A 19,271-nucleotide genomic window follows, 5' to 3' on the forward strand; every position below is an offset into this window, starting at 1 on the left:
TCCCTCCCGGTTGCCAACTCCATGGCGGCTCACGCCGCGGCAATCGATGCGGCTCTCGCCGACAGCGCCCGTCGGGCGGCAAACAGCTTCGCCCGCGTTAGCGCCTGGTTCGCCGAGCGCCGCGCGGCGCGTGAGGCCTACCGCGAACTGCAGAGCCTGAGCGATCGCGAACTCGCCGATCTCGGCATCAGCCGGGCCGATATTCGCGCCGTGGTGAACGGAACCTATCAGCGTCCGATCTGACGTCTGACGGTGGATGGCAAGAAGAACCCGGGCTGACGATCATCGTCAGCCCGGGTTTTTGCCATCCGGGGTCGCGCGCCCCTTGCCGAGGATGAGGGTGGTCCATTCGCCATCGTCGATCCGGCCCTTGAGGACGAGGCCGTGGCGGCGATGCGCCGACATCACCCAGCGCGCCTGGCGGCCGAGCAGGCCGGCGAGAATGGCGGTGCCGCCCGGGGCAAGATGCGCTGAGAGTTCATGCGCCATGGCGACCAGCGGCCGGGCGAGGATGTTGGCGAAGACGAGATCGTATGGGGCGCGGCGGGCGAGCATCGGCGCCGACCAGCCATCCGAGCCGATCACCCGCAGCAGCGGGGCGACGCCGTTGAGCGCCGCGTTGGCGCTGGCTACCCGCACCGCCCGCTGGTCGATATCGGTGGCGAGGACCGGCTTTCCCCAGATTTTCGCTGCCGTGATGGCGAGAATGCCCGAGCCGGTGCCGAGATCGAGAATGCGGCCAGGCGCGCGCCGTTTCGCGAGGCGTTCCAACGCCAGCAGGCAGCCGCGCGTCGAGCCGTGTTCGCCGGTGCCGAAGGCGAGGCCGGCATCGAGCAGGATGGTGATGCGCCCCGCCGCCAGCGGTGTAGTGACATGGGTACCGCGTATGGCGAAGCGGTGACCGATCAGCTGCTCGGGGAAGCCCTCGTAGCTGCGGGCGAGCCAGCCGCCGGCCGGCACCAGCTCCCGCTCGACCGCGGGGCTGACGCCGCTCGCGGCCTCGGCCAGCAGCAGGGCGGCGGCGAGGTCGCCATCCGCGCTGCCGGGCTCGCGCAGCCCCTCGACGATCCAGGTGCCGTTCGCCTCGTCGAGAAAGAAGCCGACGCTGCGGCAGCACGTCTCCAGCGCCGCCTCGAAGGTTTCGAGCGCTTCCTCCGGCACCGTCACGGTGACGCGCTCGAGCATTTCCACGCCGCCCCGCGCCATCACGCCCGCTCCACGAAACGGTCGAGCACGCGTTTTTCGCCGGCATTGTCGAAACGGATGTCGAGCCGGTCGTCTTCCGCGTCGATCACGACGCCGTAGCCGAATTTCTGGTGAAACACGCGGGTTCCTTCGGTGATCCTGTCGGTGCGGGGCGGGCGCGGGGTGGCGGCCCAGGCATCGGCGTGTTCGCCGCTCGCCCGCCGGGCGGCGACCAGCGGGCGCGCGGTGGCGAAGACGGGCGGTGCGTTGCGCTGCTCAAGCGCCGCGGAGCCGCCGGTACGGATCGCATCCTCCGGCAGTTCCTCGATGAAGCGGGACGGCACGCTGCTTTGCCAGTTGGCGTAGATCCGGCGGTTGGCGCAGTGTGAGATGATGGCGCGCTGCTTCGCCCTGGTGATGCCGACATAGGCGAGGCGGCGTTCCTCCTCCAGCGCGCGGCCGCCGCCCTCGTCGAGCGCGCGCTGGTTGGGGAACACGCCCTCTTCCCAGCCGGGGAGGAACACGGTGTCGAACTCCAGCCCCTTCGCCGCGTGCAGCGTCATCAGCACGACCTTGTCGTCGTCCGGTTCATTGTCGTTGTCCATCACGAGGGCGACATGTTCGAGAAAGCCGCCGAGCGTCTCGAACTCGGCGACGGCGCGGACCAACTCCTTCAGGTTCTCGATCCGGCCGGCCGCCTCGGGGGTTTTCTGCTCCTGCCACATCGCGATGTAGCCGCTGGCATCGAGCAGGGTGGAAAGGGCGACGACATGGCCATCGAGCCGCAGGGTCTCGCGCCATTCGGCGAACTGGGCGAGCAGGGTGCGCAGCCCGTCCCGCGCCTTGCCGCGCAGCCCGCCTTCGGCGACCACGCGGCTCGCGGCCTCGGCGAGCGGGACGCCATCGGCGCGGGCGCGCTCGTGCAGGGTGCGCAGCGCGGTGTCGCCCAGGCCGCGTTTCGGCGTGTTGACGATGCGCTCGAAAGCGAGGTCGTCCGCCGGCTGGGCCAGCAGCCGCAGATAGGCGATGGCGTCGCGGATTTCCGCCCGCTCGTAGAAGCGCAGGCCGCCGACAATGCGATAGGGCAGGCCGATGGTGATGAAGCGCTCCTCGAAGCCGCGGGTCTGGAAGCCGGCGCGGACCAGCACCGCGCATTCGGCGAGCTTGTGGCCGTCGGCGCGCAGCCCTTCGATCCGGCTGGCGACGGCGCGGCTTTCCTCGTCCGAATCCCAGAAGGCGAGAACCTCGACCTTCTCGCCCTCGGCATCGTTCCGCCCGGCATGCAGCGTCTTGCCGAGCCGGCCTTCATTATGCGCGATCAGCGCCGAGGCGGCGCGCAGGATCGGCGCGGTCGAGCGGTAATTCGCCTCCAGCCTGACGATTTTCGCACCCGGGAAATCCTGCTCGAAGCGCAGGATGTTCTCGATCTCCGCACCGCGCCAGGAATAGATGCTCTGGTCGTCGTCGCCCACGCAGCAGATGTTCTTCGAGGCCTGGGCGAGCAGGCGCAGCCAGTAATACTGGACGAGGTTGGTGTCCTGGTATTCGTCGACCAGGATGTAGCGGAAGCGGCGGTGATACTGCGCGAGGATCTCGGGCTCGCGCTTGAGCAGGTCGGTCGCGAGCATCAACAGGTCGCCGAAATCCATCGCGTTTAGCGCCTGCAGCCGTTCCTGGTAGGCAGCATAGAGGTCGCGCGCGGATTCGGCCCCCCAGTCGATATCGAGCTCGCGCGGCACCTGGTCCGGCAGCAGGCCGCGATCCTTCCAGCGCTGGATCGTGCCCATCAGCCCCTGCGGGGTGAAGCGCTTCACGTCCATCCGTCGCGCTTCCATCACCTGCTTGAGCAGGCGGAGCTGGTCGTCCGGGTCGAGGATCGAGAAATTCGACGTGCGGCCGACGAGTTCGGCATGGCGGCGGAGCATCCGTGCCGCGAGGGCGTGGAAGGTGCCGAGCCAGAGCCCCTCCGCCGGCTCGCCGAGCAGGGCGGAGACGCGCTCGCGCATCTCCCGCGCCGCCTTGTTCGTGAAGGTGACGGCGAGCACCTGGTTCGGAAAGGCGCGGCGCGTGAGCAGGATATGGGCGAAGCGGGTGGTCAGCACGCGGGTCTTGCCGGTGCCGGCACCGGCAAGCACCAGCACCGGCCCGTCCACCGCCTCGACGGCTTCGCGCTGGGCGGGGTTCAGCCTGTCGAGATAGTCGCTCACCTGGCCGGCTTCACGCCCAGGATGCGCGCGATGGCGTAGGTGAGGTCGGCGCGGTTGAGGGTGTAGAAATGGAACTCGTCGATGCCGTTGGCCTGCAGCGTGCGGACCTGCTCGGCGGCGATGCTCGCGGCGACCATCTTGCGGGTTTCGGCATCGTCGTCGAGTCCGTCGAACATCTCGCCCATCCAGGCGGGGACATGGGTGCCGGCCATCTCGCTGATCCGCTTCGCCTGCCCGAAATTGGAGACCGGCATGATGCCGGGGATGATCGGCGCGGTGATGCCGGCGGCCAGCGCGCGGTCGAGAAAGTCGAGGAAATGGCCGGTCTCGAAGAAGACCTGGCTGATCGCCCGCGTCGCCCCGGCATCGAGCTTGCGCTTCAGATTGTCGAGATCGGCCTGCGGGCTTGGTGCCTGGGTGTGGGTTTCGGGATAGGCGGCGACCGAGATCTCGAAATCGGCGACGCGGCGCAGCCCGGCGACGAGATCGGCCGCATAGGCGTAGCCCTCGGGATGCGGCGCATAGGCGGTGCCGCCCGGCGGGTCGCCGCGCAGGGCGACGATGTGGCGCACGCCGGCATCCCAGTAGCGGCGGGCGACATCATCGACCTCGCCGCGCGAGGCGCCGACGCAGGTCAGGTGCGCTGCCGGAACAAGGGTGGTCTCCCGCACCAGGCGGGTGACGGTGGCGTGGGTGCGCTCCTGGGTCGAGCCGCCGGCGCCGTAGGTGATCGAGACGAAGCGCGGCGCCAGCGGTTCGAGCCGGCGAATGCAGGCCCAGAGCTGGGCTTCCAGTGTTTCGGTCTTGGGCGGAAAGAATTCGAACGAGATCGCCGGGGCCGGGGCGCGCAGCGCAGGCGTTGGCAGCGGATCAACGCGCGGACCGGACAGCCAGCGTTCCAGGACGGCGCGGGGCGGGGTGTGACTCATCGGAAACTCCTCGGGCGTCTCGTGGCAGCAAGCGCCGCCGGTGGCAAGGCCGGCAGCCTCCGGTGGGCCGTGCTGTTGATCGCTCCGGATGCTGCGCTACATACCGCTTGATATAGGGGGTGTGCTCCGTCCGGACACGCCCTGCCGGAGCGTCGTGCGCGCCGTTGCGGCAAAAGACAACGCGGCATCCGTAAGAGGATGCCGAAAAAGGAGGCCTGTAGGCAACGTGAAGACATCGATCCTGCCGTTGGTTGCGGCGTCCGTTCTGCTTGCAGGCTGCGCGACGCCGCCGCCGCGCTCCAACAAGGCCGCGTTCGAGGCCTATCAGCAGCAGAACGACCCGCTGAAGCCCGCCAACAAGGTCTTCTATCATTTCGACAACGTGCTCGACACTTACGTGCTGCGCCCGGTAGCTGTCGGATATAGCCACATCACGACTCCGGCGATTCGGGAGCATGTGAGCGATTTCATGCAAAACATGGACGGCCCAGCCGAACTGCTTGAGTTCATGGCCGCCGGCAAGCCGCGCGACGCCGGCACCACGCTTGTCCGCTTCATCGTCAATTCGACGGTCGGGATCGGCGGCATTTTCGACCCGGCGAGCGCCATAGGTTACAAGCGGGTCTACACCGATCTCGGCCTGACCCTCGCCGGGTATGGCGTGCCCGAGGGCCCCTATCTCTATCTGCCATTCGCCGGCCCCTCGGATGTGCGCGATGCCTCCGTCCTTCCTGCGGGCTTCTTTCTCACGCCCACGGTCGCGGCCCCGCCCTCGACCGGCCTGACCATCTTCAACTACAGCTCGGATGCGCTCGACGTTGTGAACAAACGGGCAAACCTGCTGGGCACGATCAGCAATATCAAAAAGTCGTCGCTCGATCCCTATGCCACATTCCGGAGCCTTTATCGCCAACATCGTGCCGCACAGTTGAGGACAATCAACGAGCGCGATATCGCGACGCCACCGGCCTGGTATCCGGCGAAGGAACGGGAAGCGATGAAACCGCGCCCCTATGGCTCGCCGTAGGGCATTCGAGACGACGCACTGCAGAAAGGATTTTCTGATGGCTTCTTCCGTTCGCCGGGTTCTGCTCGGCGCGTTCGCCGTATTGCCGGTTCTGGGCGCGCTGCCTGCAACCGCCCTCGCTGCCGCGCCGGCCGCCTCGGTGGCGCAGAGTTTCATCAAGCAATCCGGTGACCATCTGGTCGCGATCGTCAATGGTCCCGACTCGACCAAGGTGAAGGCGGACAAGCTGCGCGAGCTTGTTGACCGTATCGTTGCCGTCGACCAGATCGGCCGATTCGTGCTCGGCCGCTACTGGCGGGTGGCGACACCGGCACAACAACAGGAATACCTCAGACTTTTCCACCAGACGCTGGCCTACAACATCACCAACCAGATCCGCGCCTACAAGGGCGTCCAGTTCGCCGTCGATGGCACGAAGCCTGGGCCCGAGGGCGAGATGGTGTCGACCACGGTCACCCGGCCCGGCCAGTCGCCGGCGGATGTGCAGTGGGTGGTTGATACGGTCGGCGGCAAGCCGCGGATCGTCGATGTCGTGGTCGAGGGAACCTCGCTCAGGATTACCGAACGATCGGATTATTCGAGCGTGATCAACGACAATGGCGGCCAGGTGAGCGCCCTGCTCGACGCCATGAAGAAGCAGATCGCCCGGATGGAAGCTGGCTGACCCACACGGGGGGCGGACGCCGCTCTTGCCCGGCAGCGGCGTCCGTCCTATATATCGTGCAAATAAATCTCCAGACTGATGGAGGTGGCCCTAACCGGCCACCTTTTTTGTTGCCAGGATACCCCGAGAGTTTCCCCGTGAACGATACCCGCCCCCAGCATACCGGCCTTGAAGGCCGCATCGCCGAACTGATCGCCCCCGGGCTCGAGTCGATCGGCTACGAGCTCGTGCGTGTCGCCATCATGGGCAAGCAGACGCCGACGGTGCAGATCATGGCCGATCGCGCCGACCAGACGCCGCTCTCGCTCGACGACTGCGAGCGTATCAGCCATCTCGTCTCCGCCGTGCTCGACGTGGACGATCCAATCAGCTCGGCCTGGACGCTGGAAGTCAGTTCCGCCGGGATCGACCGGCCGCTGACCCGGGTGAAGGACTGGAACCGCTATGCCGGCCATCTTGCCCGCATCGATCTCGACGTTCCGACCGCCTCGGGCCGCAAGCGCCTGACCGGCACGGTGCTTGGCGCCGACGAGGCCCAGGCGCGCGTCAAGCTCGATTCCGGCGAGACGGTCGACTTGCCGCATGCCCATATCCGGCGCGCCAAGCTGGTGCTGACCGAGGAACTGATCAAGGCGACGGAAACGCCGCCGGCCGCCAACTGACAAACCCATCCGTGAACAGAGCGAGATGACCATGGACACCGCCATAGCCCGCCCCGAACTCCTTCTTGTCGCCGATGCGGTGGCCCGCGAAAAGCAGATCGATCGCGAGGAAGTGCTCGAGGCGATGGAGCAGGCCATCCAGAAGGCCGGTCGCGCCAAATATGGCCACGAGAAGGACATTCGGGCGACGATCGATCGCAAGACCGGCGATGTCCGCCTTTCGCGCTGGACCGAGGCGGTCGAGACTGTGGAGAACGAGGAAACCCAGATCCCGATCCATATCGCCCGCAAGTTCAAGCCCGATATCGAAGTCGGCGGGCATCTGGTCGATCCTTTGCCGCCGATCGATTTCGGCCGCATCGCGGCGCAGACGGCGAAGCAGGTGATCGTCCAGCGCGTCCGCGAATACGAGCGCAAGCGCCAGTACGACGAATACAAGGACCGTGTCGGCGAGATCATCACCGGCGTGGTCAAGCGCACCGAATACGGCAACCTCATGGTCGATCTCGGCCGCTCGGAAGCCCTGCTCCGGCGCGACGAGACGATTCCCCGCGAGAACCTGCACAATGGCGACCGGGTGCGTGCCTTCATCTACGACGTGCGCGAGGAACCGCGCGGCCCGCAGATCTTTCTCTCACGCACCCATCCGGGCTTCCTCGCCAAGCTCTTCGCCCAGGAAGTGCCGGAAATCTACGAGGGGATCATCGAGATCAAGGCGGTGGCCCGCGATCCTGGCTCGCGCGCCAAGATGGCGGTGATCAGCCGCGATTCCTCCATCGACCCGGTCGGGGCCTGCGTCGGCATGCGCGGCTCGCGCGTGCAGGCGGTGGTGGCCGAACTGCAGGGCGAAAAGATCGACATCATTCCGTGGAGCCCGAATCCGGCGACCTTCGTGGTCAACGCGCTCGCCCCGGCCGAGGTCTCGAAGGTCGTGCTCGACGAGGAGGCCGGCAAGGTCGAGGTCGTCGTGCCCGACACCCAGCTCTCGCTCGCGATCGGCCGGCGCGGCCAGAATGTCCGCCTTGCCAGCCAGCTTACCCGCTGGGATATCGACATCTTGACCGAGGCCGAGGAAAGCGAACGGCGCCAGGAAGAGTTCCGCCGCCGCTCCGGCCTGTTCGTCGAGGCGCTCGATGTCGATGACGTGATCGCCGGCCTGCTGGTCACCGAAGGGTTCGAGGGCGTCGAGGATCTCGCCGCGACGCCGGTCGAGGAACTTGCGGCGATCGAGGGATTCGATGAGGGGATCGCCGCCGAACTGCAGCGCCGCGCCGAGGTGGCGCTCGAGCGCAAGGCCACCGAACTTGAGGACAAGCGGCGCGCGCTGGGTGTCGCCGATGATCTTGCCGGGCTGGAGGGGCTATCGCCTGCCATGCTGGTGGCGCTCGGCGAGAAGGGTGTGAAGACGCTGGACGATCTTGCCGATCTTGCCTCTGACGAACTGATCGAGATCGTCGGCGCCGATGCGATGGACGAGGACGCGGCGAATGCCATCATCATGGCGGCGCGCGCTCACTGGTTCGAGGGAGAGGAAGACGCTGGCTGATCCGGATTTCTCCGCCGATCTCGCCGACGATGACGCGGCGGCCGAAAGCGGCCCGCTGCGCCGGTGTCTCGTGACGCGCGAGCGCCAGCAGCGCGAGGCGATGCTGCGCTTCGTCGTCGCGCCGGAGGCGGTGGCGGCCGAAGCGCTCGTCTTCGATGTCGCTGCAACCCTGCCCGGTCGCGGCATGTGGTTGAGTGCGCGGCGGGATGTGATAGAAAAGGCGATGAAGGCCAATATCTTTTCCCGCGCTGCCGGTCGGCGGATTGCTCTGCCTTCCGGTCTCGTGGAGATTGCAGGCAGGGCGCTGGAAAAGCGGATTGTGGAACTTCTCGGCCTGGCGCGCCGCGCTGGCGATGCCGTTTGCGGGTTCGAGAAGGTGAAGGAAAGAATAGCCGCCGGGCAATGCGCTCTGCTGGTCGAGGCGGCGGATGGTAGCCTGGCCGAGCAGGATCGGCTGATCCAGCACCGCAAGACAAATGTGGTGAGGCCGATTTCGGCGGCTCGGCTGGGAGCCGTTTTCGGCCGTGACCGTGTGGTGCATGTGGCTATCGGGCCTGGGCGCCTGGCCGGCATGATCGAGACCGATTCCCTCCGCCTCGCAGGGGTGCTGGGCGCAGAACCTTCGGCCAGACGATTGCAAGCTCCGCAGGGAGCGGGCAGAGAGAACGCCGACCTGGGTGGTCGCGAGGCTCGACCGCCCGCAGATATGACTCAGACGAAGACACAGAATTGATTACGGACCGGATTGAATGAGCGACGAGCAGGATCAAGGCGAAACCAAAGGGCGGCTCTCGCTGCGGCCGGTGAACCGGGGCGAACTGGGGCGGACCGTCGATGCCGGTTCGGTCCGGCAGAGCTTCAGTCATGGGCGCTCGAAGGTTGTCCAGGTCGAGGTGCGGAAGAAGCGGGGTGGCGCCGCTGGTGCCGAGACGGGACGCCCGTCGGCGCCGTCGCGCGCCTCCGGCGGTGCAGCTGCGCCTCGTGGCCTGACCGCAGCCGAGCAGGCCGCGCGCCAGCGGGCGGTGGTCGAGCAGCAGCGTGAGGCCGCGCGCCTCGAGGCCGAGCGGCGTGAGCAGGAGAAGATCTCGATCCTGTCCGCGGCTGAAGAGGCACGGCGCAAGGCCGAAGAAGAGGCTCGCGCCGCCGAGGAGGCCGAGCGCCTGCGCGCCGAGGAAGAGGCGCGCCGCCGCGAGGAGGAGGAAGCCGAGCGCCGCAGGGCCGCGGAGGCCTCGCAGGCAACGGCCGCTCCGCCGGCGCCAGCGGCTGCTGCGTCCCCTCGGGCCGCGATGCCTGCCCCGACCGCGGCTCCGGCTCGTCCGGGCGCGGCTCCGGCCCGTCGCACGGCGCCTGTACCCCCCGCCACCTCGGCATCGGAAACGCTGCGCCTGCGTGCCGCCCGCACCGGGCGCGACGAGGAAGAGGAAGCGTCCCGCCCCGCGCGCCGTCCCGGCAGCGGTGCCGCGCCCAGTCGCAAGCCCTCCGTGCCCGCGCCCAAGAAGGTGGGGGACGATCGCCGCCGCGGCGCCCGCATCGATGTCCAGGCCGCCCTGTCGGGAGATGACGAGCGGGTTCGCTCGCTGGCGTCGGTTCGCCGGCAGCGCGACCGCGAGCGCCGCCAGGCGGAACTCGAACGTCTGCGCTCGGATCAGGTCCGTGTCGTTCGCGAGGTGGTCCTGCCGGAGACGATTACCGTGCAGGAACTGGCGAACCGCATGGCCGCCCGCGTGCCCGAGGTCGTCAAGTCGCTGATGAAACTCGGCGTGATGGCCACGGCCACCCAGACCATCGATGCCGATACCGCGGAACTTGTGGTCGAGGAATTCGGGCACCGGTCGAAGCGCGTCTCCGAATCCGATGTGGAACTCGGGCTCGAGGGGCAGGAAGATTCCGAGACGGATCTGAAGGTGAGGCCGCCGGTCGTCACCATCATGGGCCATGTCGACCACGGCAAGACCAGCCTGCTCGACGCCCTTCGCTCGACCGACGTTGCCGCCCGCGAGGCGGGCGGCATTACCCAGCATATCGGCGCCTATCAGGTGACGCTCGAATCCGGCGCGAAGATGACGTTCATCGACACGCCGGGCCACGAAGCCTTCACCGCGATGCGCGCCCGCGGCGCGTCGGTCACCGATATCGTCATCCTCGTGGTTGCCGCGGATGACGGCGTGATGCCGCAGACCGTCGAGGCGATCCGCCACGCCAAGGCGGCGAACGTGCCCATCATTGTCGCCATCAACAAGATCGACCGGCCGGACGCCAACCCCAATCGTGTGCGCAGCGAATTGTTGCAATACGATATCGCCGTCGAGGCGATGGGCGGCGAGACGCAGGATGTCGAGGTTTCGGCGCTGAAGCGGCAGGGGCTCGACGCGCTGCAGGAGGCAATCCTGCTGCAGGCCGAACTGCTTGATCTCAAGGCCAATCCGAACCGCTCGGCGGAAGGTGCCGTGATCGAGTCGAGTCTGGATCGCGGCCGCGGGCCGGTGGCGACCGTGCTCGTCCAGAAAGGCACGTTGCGCCAGGGCGACATCGTCGTGGCCGGCACAGAGCAGGGCCGTGTGCGCGCCATGCTCGACGATCATGGACAACCCCTCAAGGACGCGGGCCCCTCGACGCCGGTCGAGATCCTCGGCCTCTCCGGCGTGCCGGGAGCGGGCGAGGTGTTCGTGGTCGTCGAGAACGAAGGGCGTGCCCGCGAAATCGCCGAGTTCCGCCAGCGCAAGCTGCGCGAGCACGCGGCGGCGGCGGGTGCCGCGGCCCGTGGCACGCTCGACCAGATGCTCGCCCGCATCCAGGCCGGCGAGCAGAAGGAAGTGGCGCTTGTCATCAAGGCCGACGTGCAGGGTAGTGCCGAGGCCATCCAGGCGACCGTGCAGAAGCTCGGCAATGACGAGGTGCGCGTGCGCGTGCTGCTCGCCGGCGTCGGTCAGATCACGGAGAGCGATGTTCAGCTTGCAAAGGCATCGGATGCGATCATCGTCGCGTTCAACGTCCGCGCCAATGCCCAGGCCCGCACGCTGGCCAGCCGCGACGGCGTGGACATCCGCTACTACAGCATCATCTATCAGGTGTCGGATGACATCGAGACGATGGTGAAGGGCAAGCTCGCGCCGATCGAGCGCGAGAAGTTCCTTGGCTATGCCGAGATCCGCCAGGTGTTCAACATCACCAAGGTCGGCAAGGTGGCCGGGTGCTATGTCACGGAAGGCCTGGTCAAGCGCGGCGCCGGCGTCCGCCTGCTGCGGGAAGGCGTCGTCATCCACCAGGGCGAACTGTCGCAGTTGAAGCGGTTCAAGGACGACGTCCGCGAGGTTGCGCGCGGCTATGAGTGCGGCCTGTCCTTCGCCGGCTTCTCGGATCTTCGTGAAGGCGACGTGGTCGAATGCTACGAGACCGAAACCGTTCCGGCGTAAGGGGCGGCGCGGAAGGCCCCTCGCAGCGGCAGCGCCGGGTGGCGGAGGATCTCCGCCACCGGCTCGCCGAACTCTTCGCCCGCACCGAATTCCGCGATCCCGAGCTTGCCGGTGTGCATATCACGGTGGCCGAGGTCCGGATGAGCCCAGATCTCAAGCACGCCACGGTGTTTGTCTCGCGACTCGGCGCGACCGATATCGATCGGTATCTTCCGGCCTTGAAGCGGATCGCACCGTTCCTGCGCGGCGAGATCGGCCATGGGCTAAGGATGAAGTTCGTGCCGGATCTGCATTTCCAGCCAGACCATGCTCTCGATGAAGCGACGCGGATCAACGAGCTTCTGCATCGGCCCGAAGTAATGCGGGATCTTCTGAAGCCGGACGAGGAATGACCGAGCGGCTTGCCGCAGACGCGGCTGGAATCGCGCACGCCGCCGAACTGCTCCGGGCCGGCGAACTGGTGGCCTTCGCAACCGAGACGGTATACGGCCTTGGTGCAGATGCCACCAATGCCAGCGCCGTCGCCGCGATCTACGAGGCCAAAGGGCGGCCGCGGTTCAACCCGCTGATCAGCCATTTCCCCGACGCCGATGCGGCATTCCGCCACGCTGCCGCAGATGCGCGGGCGCGCGAAGCCGCTCAAGCCTTCTGGCCTGGTCCGTTGACGCTGGTCTTGCCGCGACGGGATGAGAGCGATATCGCCGCGCTGGCGACGGCGGGTCTATCCTCTGTCGCCGTGCGCGTGCCTGGCCACGGGATCGCCCGGGCGCTTCTCGCCGCGACCGGTCGGCCTGTGGCAGCGCCATCGGCAAACCGGTCAGGACGGCTCAGCCCGACCCGCCCGGCGCACGTTATCGCAGGCCTCGAGGGGCGAATTGCCGCGATCCTCGAATCCGGCGCCTGTGAGGTCGGACTCGAATCCGCCATCGTCGATCTTACCGGGGCAACGCCAGTGCTCCTGCGCCCAGGCGGAATTTCCCGCGAGACGCTGGAGGCCGTGCTAGGTCCAGTCTCGATCGCATCCGAGATGGGTGCGGCGGTGAAGGCGCCGGGGATGCTCGCCTCGCATTATGCGCCCGTGTTGCCGATGCGGCTTGGCGCCACCGCGCCGGAAGACGGCGAGGCATGGCTTGGTTTCGGCATCGAGCCGCCAACGCTGCCGCCGGTGTCGCGCAATCTTTCTCCAGCCGGCGATCTGGTCGAGGCTGCCGCCCGCCTGTTCGACTCCTTGCATGAGTTGGATGCCGCAGCCGAGTTGGCCGGGCTTCAACGCATCGCGGTGGCGCGCGTTCCGGAACGTGGACTGGGTGCGGCGATCAACGACCGTCTGGCGCGGGCGGCAGCCCCCCGGTCCTGACAGGGGCGAGCGCGGGACGCATCGATCAGACGGTTGCTGTGCCGCCGGGGAGGGCTGACTGCCGGGGAGGAAGGCCGAGCGCCTGCACCAGCATGTCGACGCTTTCCGTCAAGGTCAGCGGACAGGTCGCGGCTATTCGTGCAGCAGGCATGTCCCTGCTCGGCGCGGTGTTCTTGACATCGCCGCCGCGGTGGATACAGCCGATCTCGATGGGCGTGGACCGCCGCGCTCCTTGTTCATCCAGCCAAGCACGGAAATCGTCGGCCACGGATCGGGAGACGCAAAGCGCGTTATCCGCCTCCGCGACGATTTCGAGCCAGTCGGTGCAGGGCTTTTCGCCATCGTGCGAAACCTGCCTGGGCACGCGTGCGGGCGGCTGGTCGTCGATGATAAAAGCTGTCCGGACGCCGAGCGTTCGCCAGCGCCGGTATAGGTCGGCTTGCCCAGAACTGGCGCGGTGGTTCGGATACAGCGCCAGAAAAACGTCGCCCGCGTGCGCGTCCACCGGTTCATCCTCGAATCCCTCTGATGGGACGCCGAGAAGGCTCATTGTCCAGCGCCTGGCGTAGCGATAGCCGTTGACCTTCACCGAGGCATGGACGGGCTCCACGCGAAATCCCGCCGGTGGCCTCCGCAACAGTTCGAGCAGAAGTTCCCGGGGGGATGATTGAATTCGGTCTTTCGAATCTGGTGCCAGGAGACCGGACACATCCACCAGGAATTGGCGAGTGATGGGCTGGGCTCCGTTCTGCGCGAGGCAGCCCGAGATCTGCGCGAGGTCGGCCGCGGTCAGTCCCGAAGCGGATCGGCCGATGGAACTGATCGCACCGCGGGTTGTTGCATCTGCCTGCCGATAGGCAACCTCGATCGCTTCGTGATAGGCGGCCGCGCATGCGCGCGGAGCGTGCGTCCTGAGGATGCGTTCGCGCGCGCGCTGGCCCAGGGCTTTGCGTTTCCCGGTATCACGCGCCAGAACGTCCAGAACGGCGGCCAGTTGAGCACGCTCGAATTTGTCCGGCAGCTTCCAGACCGTGTCCGCCGGGAGGTCCGCCATCGAACCGTTTGCGTTGACGATCGTGGCCGCACCATAATTCATGCAGTCAAGAACGGCCGCGGAGGTTTCCCCGCGCGACAACGTGCGTAGTTGCACCGCGATATCGGCAGCGGCGAGATAGTCGCGATATGTCGATTGATCGGTCCAGCCGGTGATGAGAATCCGTTCCGCGGCCCGGCTGTTCCTTGCTGTCGCAAGCAGGGCGCGGCCATAATCGTCGTTGGAATGGCCGCCGACGAAAGCGAGATAGGCGTCGGGACGATCGGCATGTGCCGAGGCGAGCCAGGCTTCGAGCGTGACGTGGTTCAGCTTGGTCGCGTTAAGGCCGCCGAAGCTGCAGGTCAGCATCGCATCTTCGGGCAATCCGATCCGCCTTCGTGCCTCCGATCGATGAAACCCAAAAGCGGGTGCACGGAGGAGGGGGATGATCGCCCAATCTCGTGCCGTGTCGGGGCCGTACCACTGTCTGGCGAGGCGCACCGCATTGGGGCCGTGAACGATGATCCCGATTGCATCCGAAAGCACGTCCGCGTTGCACGGAAAGTCCCAGATGACCGAATTGATGTCCCCGCGCTTGTAGCGCTGTTCTGCAGCCGCGTAACCGTGGCTTCGATAGAGCGCCCTTGCCAGATGGCCGGCGCGGCCGACATCGCCTTCCATCCACCAGGCGACGCCTGACAGGAAGAAATCGTGCAGCGTTACCACGCCGGGGACTTCTCGCAGAAGGTCGAACATGTGCTGATGAAATGCCGAGTTCCCGAACTGGTACAGGACCCGGTCGTAGGACGAGGGGTTGGCGCTCAGCCAGTCGGGCGAGCGGATCGGGAATTGGCTGCGGAGCCATTCGGGCCCGATATCCGGCCGACTGGCGATGATCTCGATTTCATAGAAGCGTGACAGTTCGGGAATCAGCTCGGCACTGTAATCGCTGATTCCGCTCTGTTCTGGCGGCAGAGGCGAGACGTAGGCCAGTTTTGGGCGGGGCGTTTGCGCGCGGCGTCTTTGCGGCTGCAGCGCATGGCGCAAATGGAGCGCTTCGAGAGCTTTCACCGCGCGTTGCGCCGTGATGTCCCAGGAAAAACGGGTGGCTTGCCCAAGGCCATGGGAGACAAGTCGTTCCCGGAACCCCCGATCCTCCAGAACCTGTTGGAGACTGTTCGCAATTGAGTCCGGATTCAGCGGATCGAACAGGGCTTCGTCCAGGCCGACGACTTCCGGCAGGCTCGATGCGTTGCTGGCAATCACCGGCGCGCCACATGCCATCGCTTCCAGCGCGGGCAACCCGAAGCCTTCATGCCAACTCGGAAATACGAAGGCAGTGCAGGCGTGATAGAGGTGGATGAGGTCGTCCTCGGGCACGAAACCGGTGAACATCAGCGTCGAGGCGCCAAGCCCTTCGCGTCGAGCGAGAGTTCTCAGCCGGTCTTGTGCGTCATCATCCGCCTTGCAGACGATGGCAAGCTGATGGGCTTCACGTAGGTGCGCGGGGAGTCGGGCGAAAGCGGTAACGAGCCGATCGAGATTCTTGCGATGATCGATTCCTCCGGTGTACATCACGAACGGCAGGTTGAGACCGTAGCGTGCCCGCACCGTATCCAGAGTGGAAAGAGGCAGATTTCGCCGATGGAATTGCGGATCCGCAGCTGCGCCGATATTGACCGTTTGACCCGCCGGAAAGCCGAGGTGGTCTTTTGCTTCCTTTGAGCTGGATGCTGAAATAGCCAGCAGCAGATCTGCGCGCCGCAGATGGTCCAGCTGGGCTTCGTACCATTTTTCTATCACGGCATGATGCGAAAGATAAGTTTCGCGGTGGATGAGGGGGATCAGGTCATAAAGCACCGCAGCCGTCGGAATGTCGTGCAAGGTGCCGATGCTGGCGACGGCGTCGTCGATCAGGCCCTCGAAGAGACTGGAAACCAGAACGACATCCGGCCGAAGCGCGGCGAGATAGGCTTCCCGGACGCATGCGGCTGCCCGTCTCCGCGCATGATTGGTGTCATCTGCCGCGCTGATCCCTCTCGGGCATTGCCAGACGCGAAAATGTCCTGGCGGCAGGAGTGGCGCGAAGGTCGCCCGAAGCAGCGGCGGCGATTCGGGAAAGGCATCGCTGGCAGCGATAATGACGTCATGAGGCCCGCGCCAGCGTGCGATGCCTTGGGCCAAACCCATCGTGTAGCGCCCGATTCCGCGAAACGCGCTGCCGCTCGTCTGGGCTCCTTGCACATCAATGACGATGCGCATCAGCGTATCCTGGCCGTTTCGTCTTCATTGAGGCTGGCGCGAAGGAGTTGAGCGTAGATCTTCGCCGCCGTTAGCGGCAGGTCGGGATCCGCATGACGAGCCCTAGCCAGCCGCGATCGAGCCGCATGGGCCCGCACCTGTCCGCGGGGACGGGGAGAGCCGGGGGGCGTCGGCCGCAAAGCCGCGCGCAGAACCCGATCCAGCCATGGAAAGTGTCGCAAGATGTTGATTGCGAGTGCGCGCAGCCTCGGCATGGCCCGTACCCGATCCGCCAATCCGCTCAGGGTAAGACGCACAAGACGTCGAAAGAAATAGGCGGGTTGCACGGTCAGCCCTCATGAGTTTGGCGCGACATCCGCCGTATGAAGTTCATTGCGGCTCTAAACGGACTCGTCACGCGCCACGAGCGGCTGGCATGGATCTCCATGATCAGCCGCTCCGCTTCACGCAGCCTGGAAGCCGCCTGGTTCGCCTGTTGTTCCGCGTCATGTCGCAGGGCCTTTTCACGCTCCATCCGCTGCTCAGCTTCCTGCTCTCGTGCCTGGATTACGGCGAGCATTTGTCGGCAAAACGGAGCGGAGGCAAGCCCGCTCAAACTGAAATTATCAAATATATTTGGGCCGTAGCAAAAATAAGATTGTAATTCTAGATGTCGTATACTGATATAAAATCTGTTTAACCCGTCAAAATATACAAATTTATAGCCTAATTTTGAGATAATTTCTTCCCAATCCGAAAAAGTCGGGTTTTTCGTATTGGGTTTGGTGCTTTCGATCACGATTATCCACGGCCGTACAGCGGACGGCGCCCAGGTGGAAATCACCTCTCGTTCCATCCCTTCCACGTCAATTTTCATCCAATGGATAACTTGATCCGTCATTTCATCGAGAATGTCGGATAGCGGTCGGCACGGCACCTTGATGCGGTTGACGGAAAATCCGCGTTGACGGTGCTCATCGGCAAGGAAGGCATCGCCCGTGCTCAACCCGGTATCGGCAATTTCGTAGAAGTCGATCGTATCGCTGGTCGCCCCGATCGCAGCTTCGATAACGTTCTCGTCAGGGCGCGCGACCCGGAGGCGTTCGGCATAAGCCGGGTTTGGCTCGACATGAACCCCGCGCCATCCGCGCTCGTAAAACGCGAGGCTAACGGAATCGATGATCGGATCCTGTGCGCCGATGTCGATATAGGTTCCAGGCGAAACATGCCCGAGCGCGCGCCAGAGCATGACATCCTCGAAATTCTGGGCATAGGAAATGAACTGACGTTCGGAGCCGGCTTCAGGCGCCATTAATCCCCACATGAAATCACTGTGAACTATACGTGCTGGCTCCGAAATAATCTTTTCGGAGCAGTCGTTCTAGCCGGCTTCCGGGTATGAAAGCCAATCGGCGCAATTCAGACGGCTGGCCCTGGCTACGGGTGAACGGTGGCGGACATCATTCGGACGGCGCCGCTCGTAGGATCGACCCACCTGAACGGCGGGAAGGAACGAGTGAGAGGGAGGTGAGCGCAATGAGCGCTCATTCTGGCCAACGGAAGCGGGGCGAAGCGTGTAGGAGAGTGATCCGGGTTGCCGGGCGAGGCGTGCGACACTCGGTCATGCCCGTCGACGTGCTTGATCTGGCCCGGATGTCTGGCGACATCCCCGATCCGACCAAGCACGAGGAAGCAGGCACAGCTGGAGGGACGGTCAGGCCCTCTGGCGCGCGTTGCTCAGCAGGCGCGCGATCAGCACGGCGATAATAATAGCTGAGCCGATCACCGTGCCCTGCGAGCAGGGCTAGACGTTCAGCAGGTTTAGCCCGTTGCCGATGAACATCGTGACGAAAGCGCTGAACAGCGTGCCGATGATCGAGCCGTGACCGCTGTAGAGGCTAGCGATGCCGATCACCGCCGCGGCGATTGCGGCGAGCTTGAGCCCTTGCCTGCCGAGCGGGGCGATGGAGAGAATGCGCGAGGCGAGGAAGATCGCGGCGATGGTGCCCTTCGGGCCAGAGATGACATAGGCCAGCACATTCCATGCGCGGATGCGCAGGCCTGCGCCGCGGCGAGGGTCACCTCGAGGTAGGAACCGATCCTGAGCAACCTCTTCTTGCCGCCGATCTTTTGGCAACGGAAGCGTCAGAGCTTTCCTCCTGCCATCGTTAACAGCAGGAACAAGACATTGGAATCGAACATCATGCAAGGCTTGTCGAGCGCCTTCGACTCACGGATGGCGGCGTCCGCAAGTATATCCCCATTCCCATACACGATGTCCGCCCCCTCGTGCCCCGAGGTTTGAGGCGATGTCTCGTGAGACGGATTGGGCCGCCGGTACGGGAGAAATAGAAGAGGTAGACGTCTGAGATCGTGTGAAAAGGCGAAACTGGCGGAGAGGGTGGGATTCGAACCCACGGTACCCGTGAAGGCACAACGGTTTTCGAGACCGTCCCAATCGACCACTCTGGCACCTCTCCGCGGCCGCGCGGCTTATAGGCATGTTGGCGCCGGCTAGGCAACAGTCGGCTTGCGGTTGGTGGTGCCCTGCCATCGGGCGAATCAATTGACAGCAGGGCGCATCCCGCTATAACCCCGCAATCTCGCGATGCCGAAAGGTTTCGCGCAGCTTTTTTTGTCCGCCCGCGCGGCGTTGCAGATAGAATTGGACCAGATCGATGTTCGCAGTCATCCGCACCGGCGGAAAACAATATCGCGTCGTGCCGGACGCGGTGCTGAAGGTCGAGAAGCTCGAGGCCGAGGCCGGCAGCACCGTCACCTTCACCGACGTTCTCGCCATCGGCGGTGAACAGGGCGTGACCTTGGGCAAACCCGTTGTCGAGGGTGCGACGGTCACCGCCACGGTGATCGCGCAGGACAAGCTCGATACGGTCATCATCTTCAAGAAGCGCCGCCGGCAGAACAGCCGTCGCAAGAATGGCCACCGCCAGCCGGTGACCGTGCTGCGCGTGTCCGGCATCAACGCCGCCTGATCGGAGGGATATCC

At 65.4% G+C, this 19,271-nt stretch carries 16 protein-coding genes and 1 tRNA gene; 10 read left to right on the plus strand and 7 right to left on the minus strand.

All coding sequences use genetic code 11. From position 1 onward, the window contains the following. Window positions 1-21 precede the first annotated feature (21 nt). Window positions 22-243 carry a DUF1127 domain-containing protein gene (locus ACRY_RS03515; RefSeq protein ID WP_007422007.1) on the plus strand — a complete coding sequence of 74 codons (222 nt, stop codon included), beginning with the start codon at window positions 22-24 and terminating at the stop codon, window positions 241-243. A 45-nt stretch (window positions 244-288) separates the two neighbouring features. On the opposite strand, the gene ACRY_RS03520 is transcribed toward ACRY_RS03515, so the two are convergent. From ACRY_RS03520 to metF, 3 genes are read right to left on the minus strand one after another with little or no spacing between them, the layout of a single operon-like run. Further along, on the minus strand, window positions 289-1,206 hold the full coding sequence (locus ACRY_RS03520; protein ID WP_011941361.1) for a 50S ribosomal protein L11 methyltransferase: 918 nt from the start codon (window positions 1,204-1,206) through the stop codon (window positions 289-291). Continuing rightward, window positions 1,206-3,392, minus strand: a complete 2,187-nt coding sequence (locus ACRY_RS03525) for an ATP-dependent helicase (RefSeq protein ID WP_011941362.1) — start codon at window positions 3,390-3,392, stop codon at window positions 1,206-1,208. Before ACRY_RS03525 ends, ACRY_RS03520 begins: the two co-directional genes overlap by 1 nt. Continuing rightward, window positions 3,389-4,321, minus strand: a complete 933-nt coding sequence (metF, locus tag ACRY_RS03530; RefSeq protein WP_007423550.1) for a methylenetetrahydrofolate reductase [NAD(P)H] — start codon at window positions 4,319-4,321, stop codon at window positions 3,389-3,391. The genes ACRY_RS03525 and metF overlap by 4 nt, the downstream gene beginning before the upstream one ends. Before the next feature lie 226 nt (window positions 4,322-4,547). On the opposite strand from metF, the gene ACRY_RS03535 reads away from it, so the two are divergent. From ACRY_RS03535 to ACRY_RS03570, 8 genes are all read left to right on the plus strand, one after another. Beyond that, the gene (locus ACRY_RS03535) at window positions 4,548-5,348 is read left to right on the plus strand and encodes a VacJ family lipoprotein (RefSeq protein ID WP_007423549.1); all 801 of its coding nucleotides are present in this window, start codon (window positions 4,548-4,550) and stop codon (window positions 5,346-5,348) included. A 37-nt stretch (window positions 5,349-5,385) separates the two neighbouring features. Then, the gene (locus ACRY_RS03540; protein ID WP_007423548.1) at window positions 5,386-6,012 is read left to right on the plus strand and encodes an MlaC/ttg2D family ABC transporter substrate-binding protein; all 627 of its coding nucleotides are present in this window, start codon (window positions 5,386-5,388) and stop codon (window positions 6,010-6,012) included. Window positions 6,013-6,149: 137 nt separating this feature from the next. Beyond that, window positions 6,150-6,674 (plus strand): ribosome maturation factor RimP, encoded by a 525-nt coding sequence (rimP, locus tag ACRY_RS03545; protein ID WP_007423547.1) that lies wholly within the window; start codon window positions 6,150-6,152, stop codon window positions 6,672-6,674. 31 nt (window positions 6,675-6,705) lie between these two features. Next, window positions 6,706-8,220 (plus strand): transcription termination factor NusA, encoded by a 1,515-nt coding sequence (nusA, locus tag ACRY_RS03550; RefSeq protein ID WP_035187469.1) that lies wholly within the window; start codon window positions 6,706-6,708, stop codon window positions 8,218-8,220. Further along, window positions 8,162-8,953: a DUF448 domain-containing protein gene (locus ACRY_RS18910; RefSeq protein ID WP_081432866.1), complete on the plus strand. Its 792-nt coding sequence runs from the start codon at window positions 8,162-8,164 to the stop codon at window positions 8,951-8,953. The genes nusA and ACRY_RS18910 overlap by 59 nt, the downstream gene beginning before the upstream one ends. A 16-nt stretch (window positions 8,954-8,969) precedes the next feature. Continuing rightward, window positions 8,970-11,633: a translation initiation factor IF-2 gene (gene infB / locus ACRY_RS03560; RefSeq protein WP_011941367.1), complete on the plus strand. Its 2,664-nt coding sequence runs from the start codon at window positions 8,970-8,972 to the stop codon at window positions 11,631-11,633. Continuing rightward, the gene (gene rbfA / locus ACRY_RS03565; protein WP_011941368.1) at window positions 11,603-12,025 is read left to right on the plus strand and encodes a 30S ribosome-binding factor RbfA; all 423 of its coding nucleotides are present in this window, start codon (window positions 11,603-11,605) and stop codon (window positions 12,023-12,025) included. Before infB ends, rbfA begins: the two co-directional genes overlap by 31 nt. Next, a complete protein-coding gene (locus ACRY_RS03570; protein WP_011941369.1) occupies window positions 12,022-12,990 on the plus strand; it encodes an L-threonylcarbamoyladenylate synthase in 969 nt (322 codons plus the stop codon). Before rbfA ends, ACRY_RS03570 begins: the two co-directional genes overlap by 4 nt. A gap of 25 nt (window positions 12,991-13,015) precedes the next feature. On the opposite strand, the gene ACRY_RS03575 is transcribed toward ACRY_RS03570, so the two are convergent. The 4 genes from ACRY_RS03575 to ACRY_RS03595 form a co-directional block, all read right to left on the minus strand. Further along, window positions 13,016-16,285 carry a glycosyltransferase gene (locus ACRY_RS03575; RefSeq protein WP_011941370.1) on the minus strand — a complete coding sequence of 1,090 codons (3,270 nt, stop codon included), beginning with the start codon at window positions 16,283-16,285 and terminating at the stop codon, window positions 13,016-13,018. Between the two features lie 328 nt (window positions 16,286-16,613). Further along, window positions 16,614-17,576 (minus strand): FkbM family methyltransferase, encoded by a 963-nt coding sequence (locus ACRY_RS03580; RefSeq protein WP_011941371.1) that lies wholly within the window; start codon window positions 17,574-17,576, stop codon window positions 16,614-16,616. Window positions 17,577-18,068: 492 nt separating this feature from the next. Continuing rightward, a complete protein-coding gene (locus ACRY_RS18915) occupies window positions 18,069-18,302 on the minus strand; it encodes a sugar ABC transporter permease (RefSeq protein ID WP_081432867.1) in 234 nt (77 codons plus the stop codon). Between the two features lie 352 nt (window positions 18,303-18,654). Continuing rightward, window positions 18,655-18,744 (minus strand) — tRNA-Ser (locus ACRY_RS03595). Window positions 18,745-18,942: 198 nt separating this feature from the next. Here ACRY_RS03595 and rplU point away from each other — a divergent pair. Next, window positions 18,943-19,257 carry a 50S ribosomal protein L21 gene (gene rplU, locus ACRY_RS03600; RefSeq protein ID WP_007422159.1) on the plus strand — a complete coding sequence of 105 codons (315 nt, stop codon included), beginning with the start codon at window positions 18,943-18,945 and terminating at the stop codon, window positions 19,255-19,257. Window positions 19,258-19,271: the final 14 nt, after the last annotated feature.

The sequence above is a fragment of the Acidiphilium cryptum JF-5 genome, from assembly GCF_000016725.1.
In the GTDB taxonomy this organism is placed as follows: domain Bacteria; phylum Pseudomonadota; class Alphaproteobacteria; order Acetobacterales; family Acetobacteraceae; genus Acidiphilium; species Acidiphilium multivorum.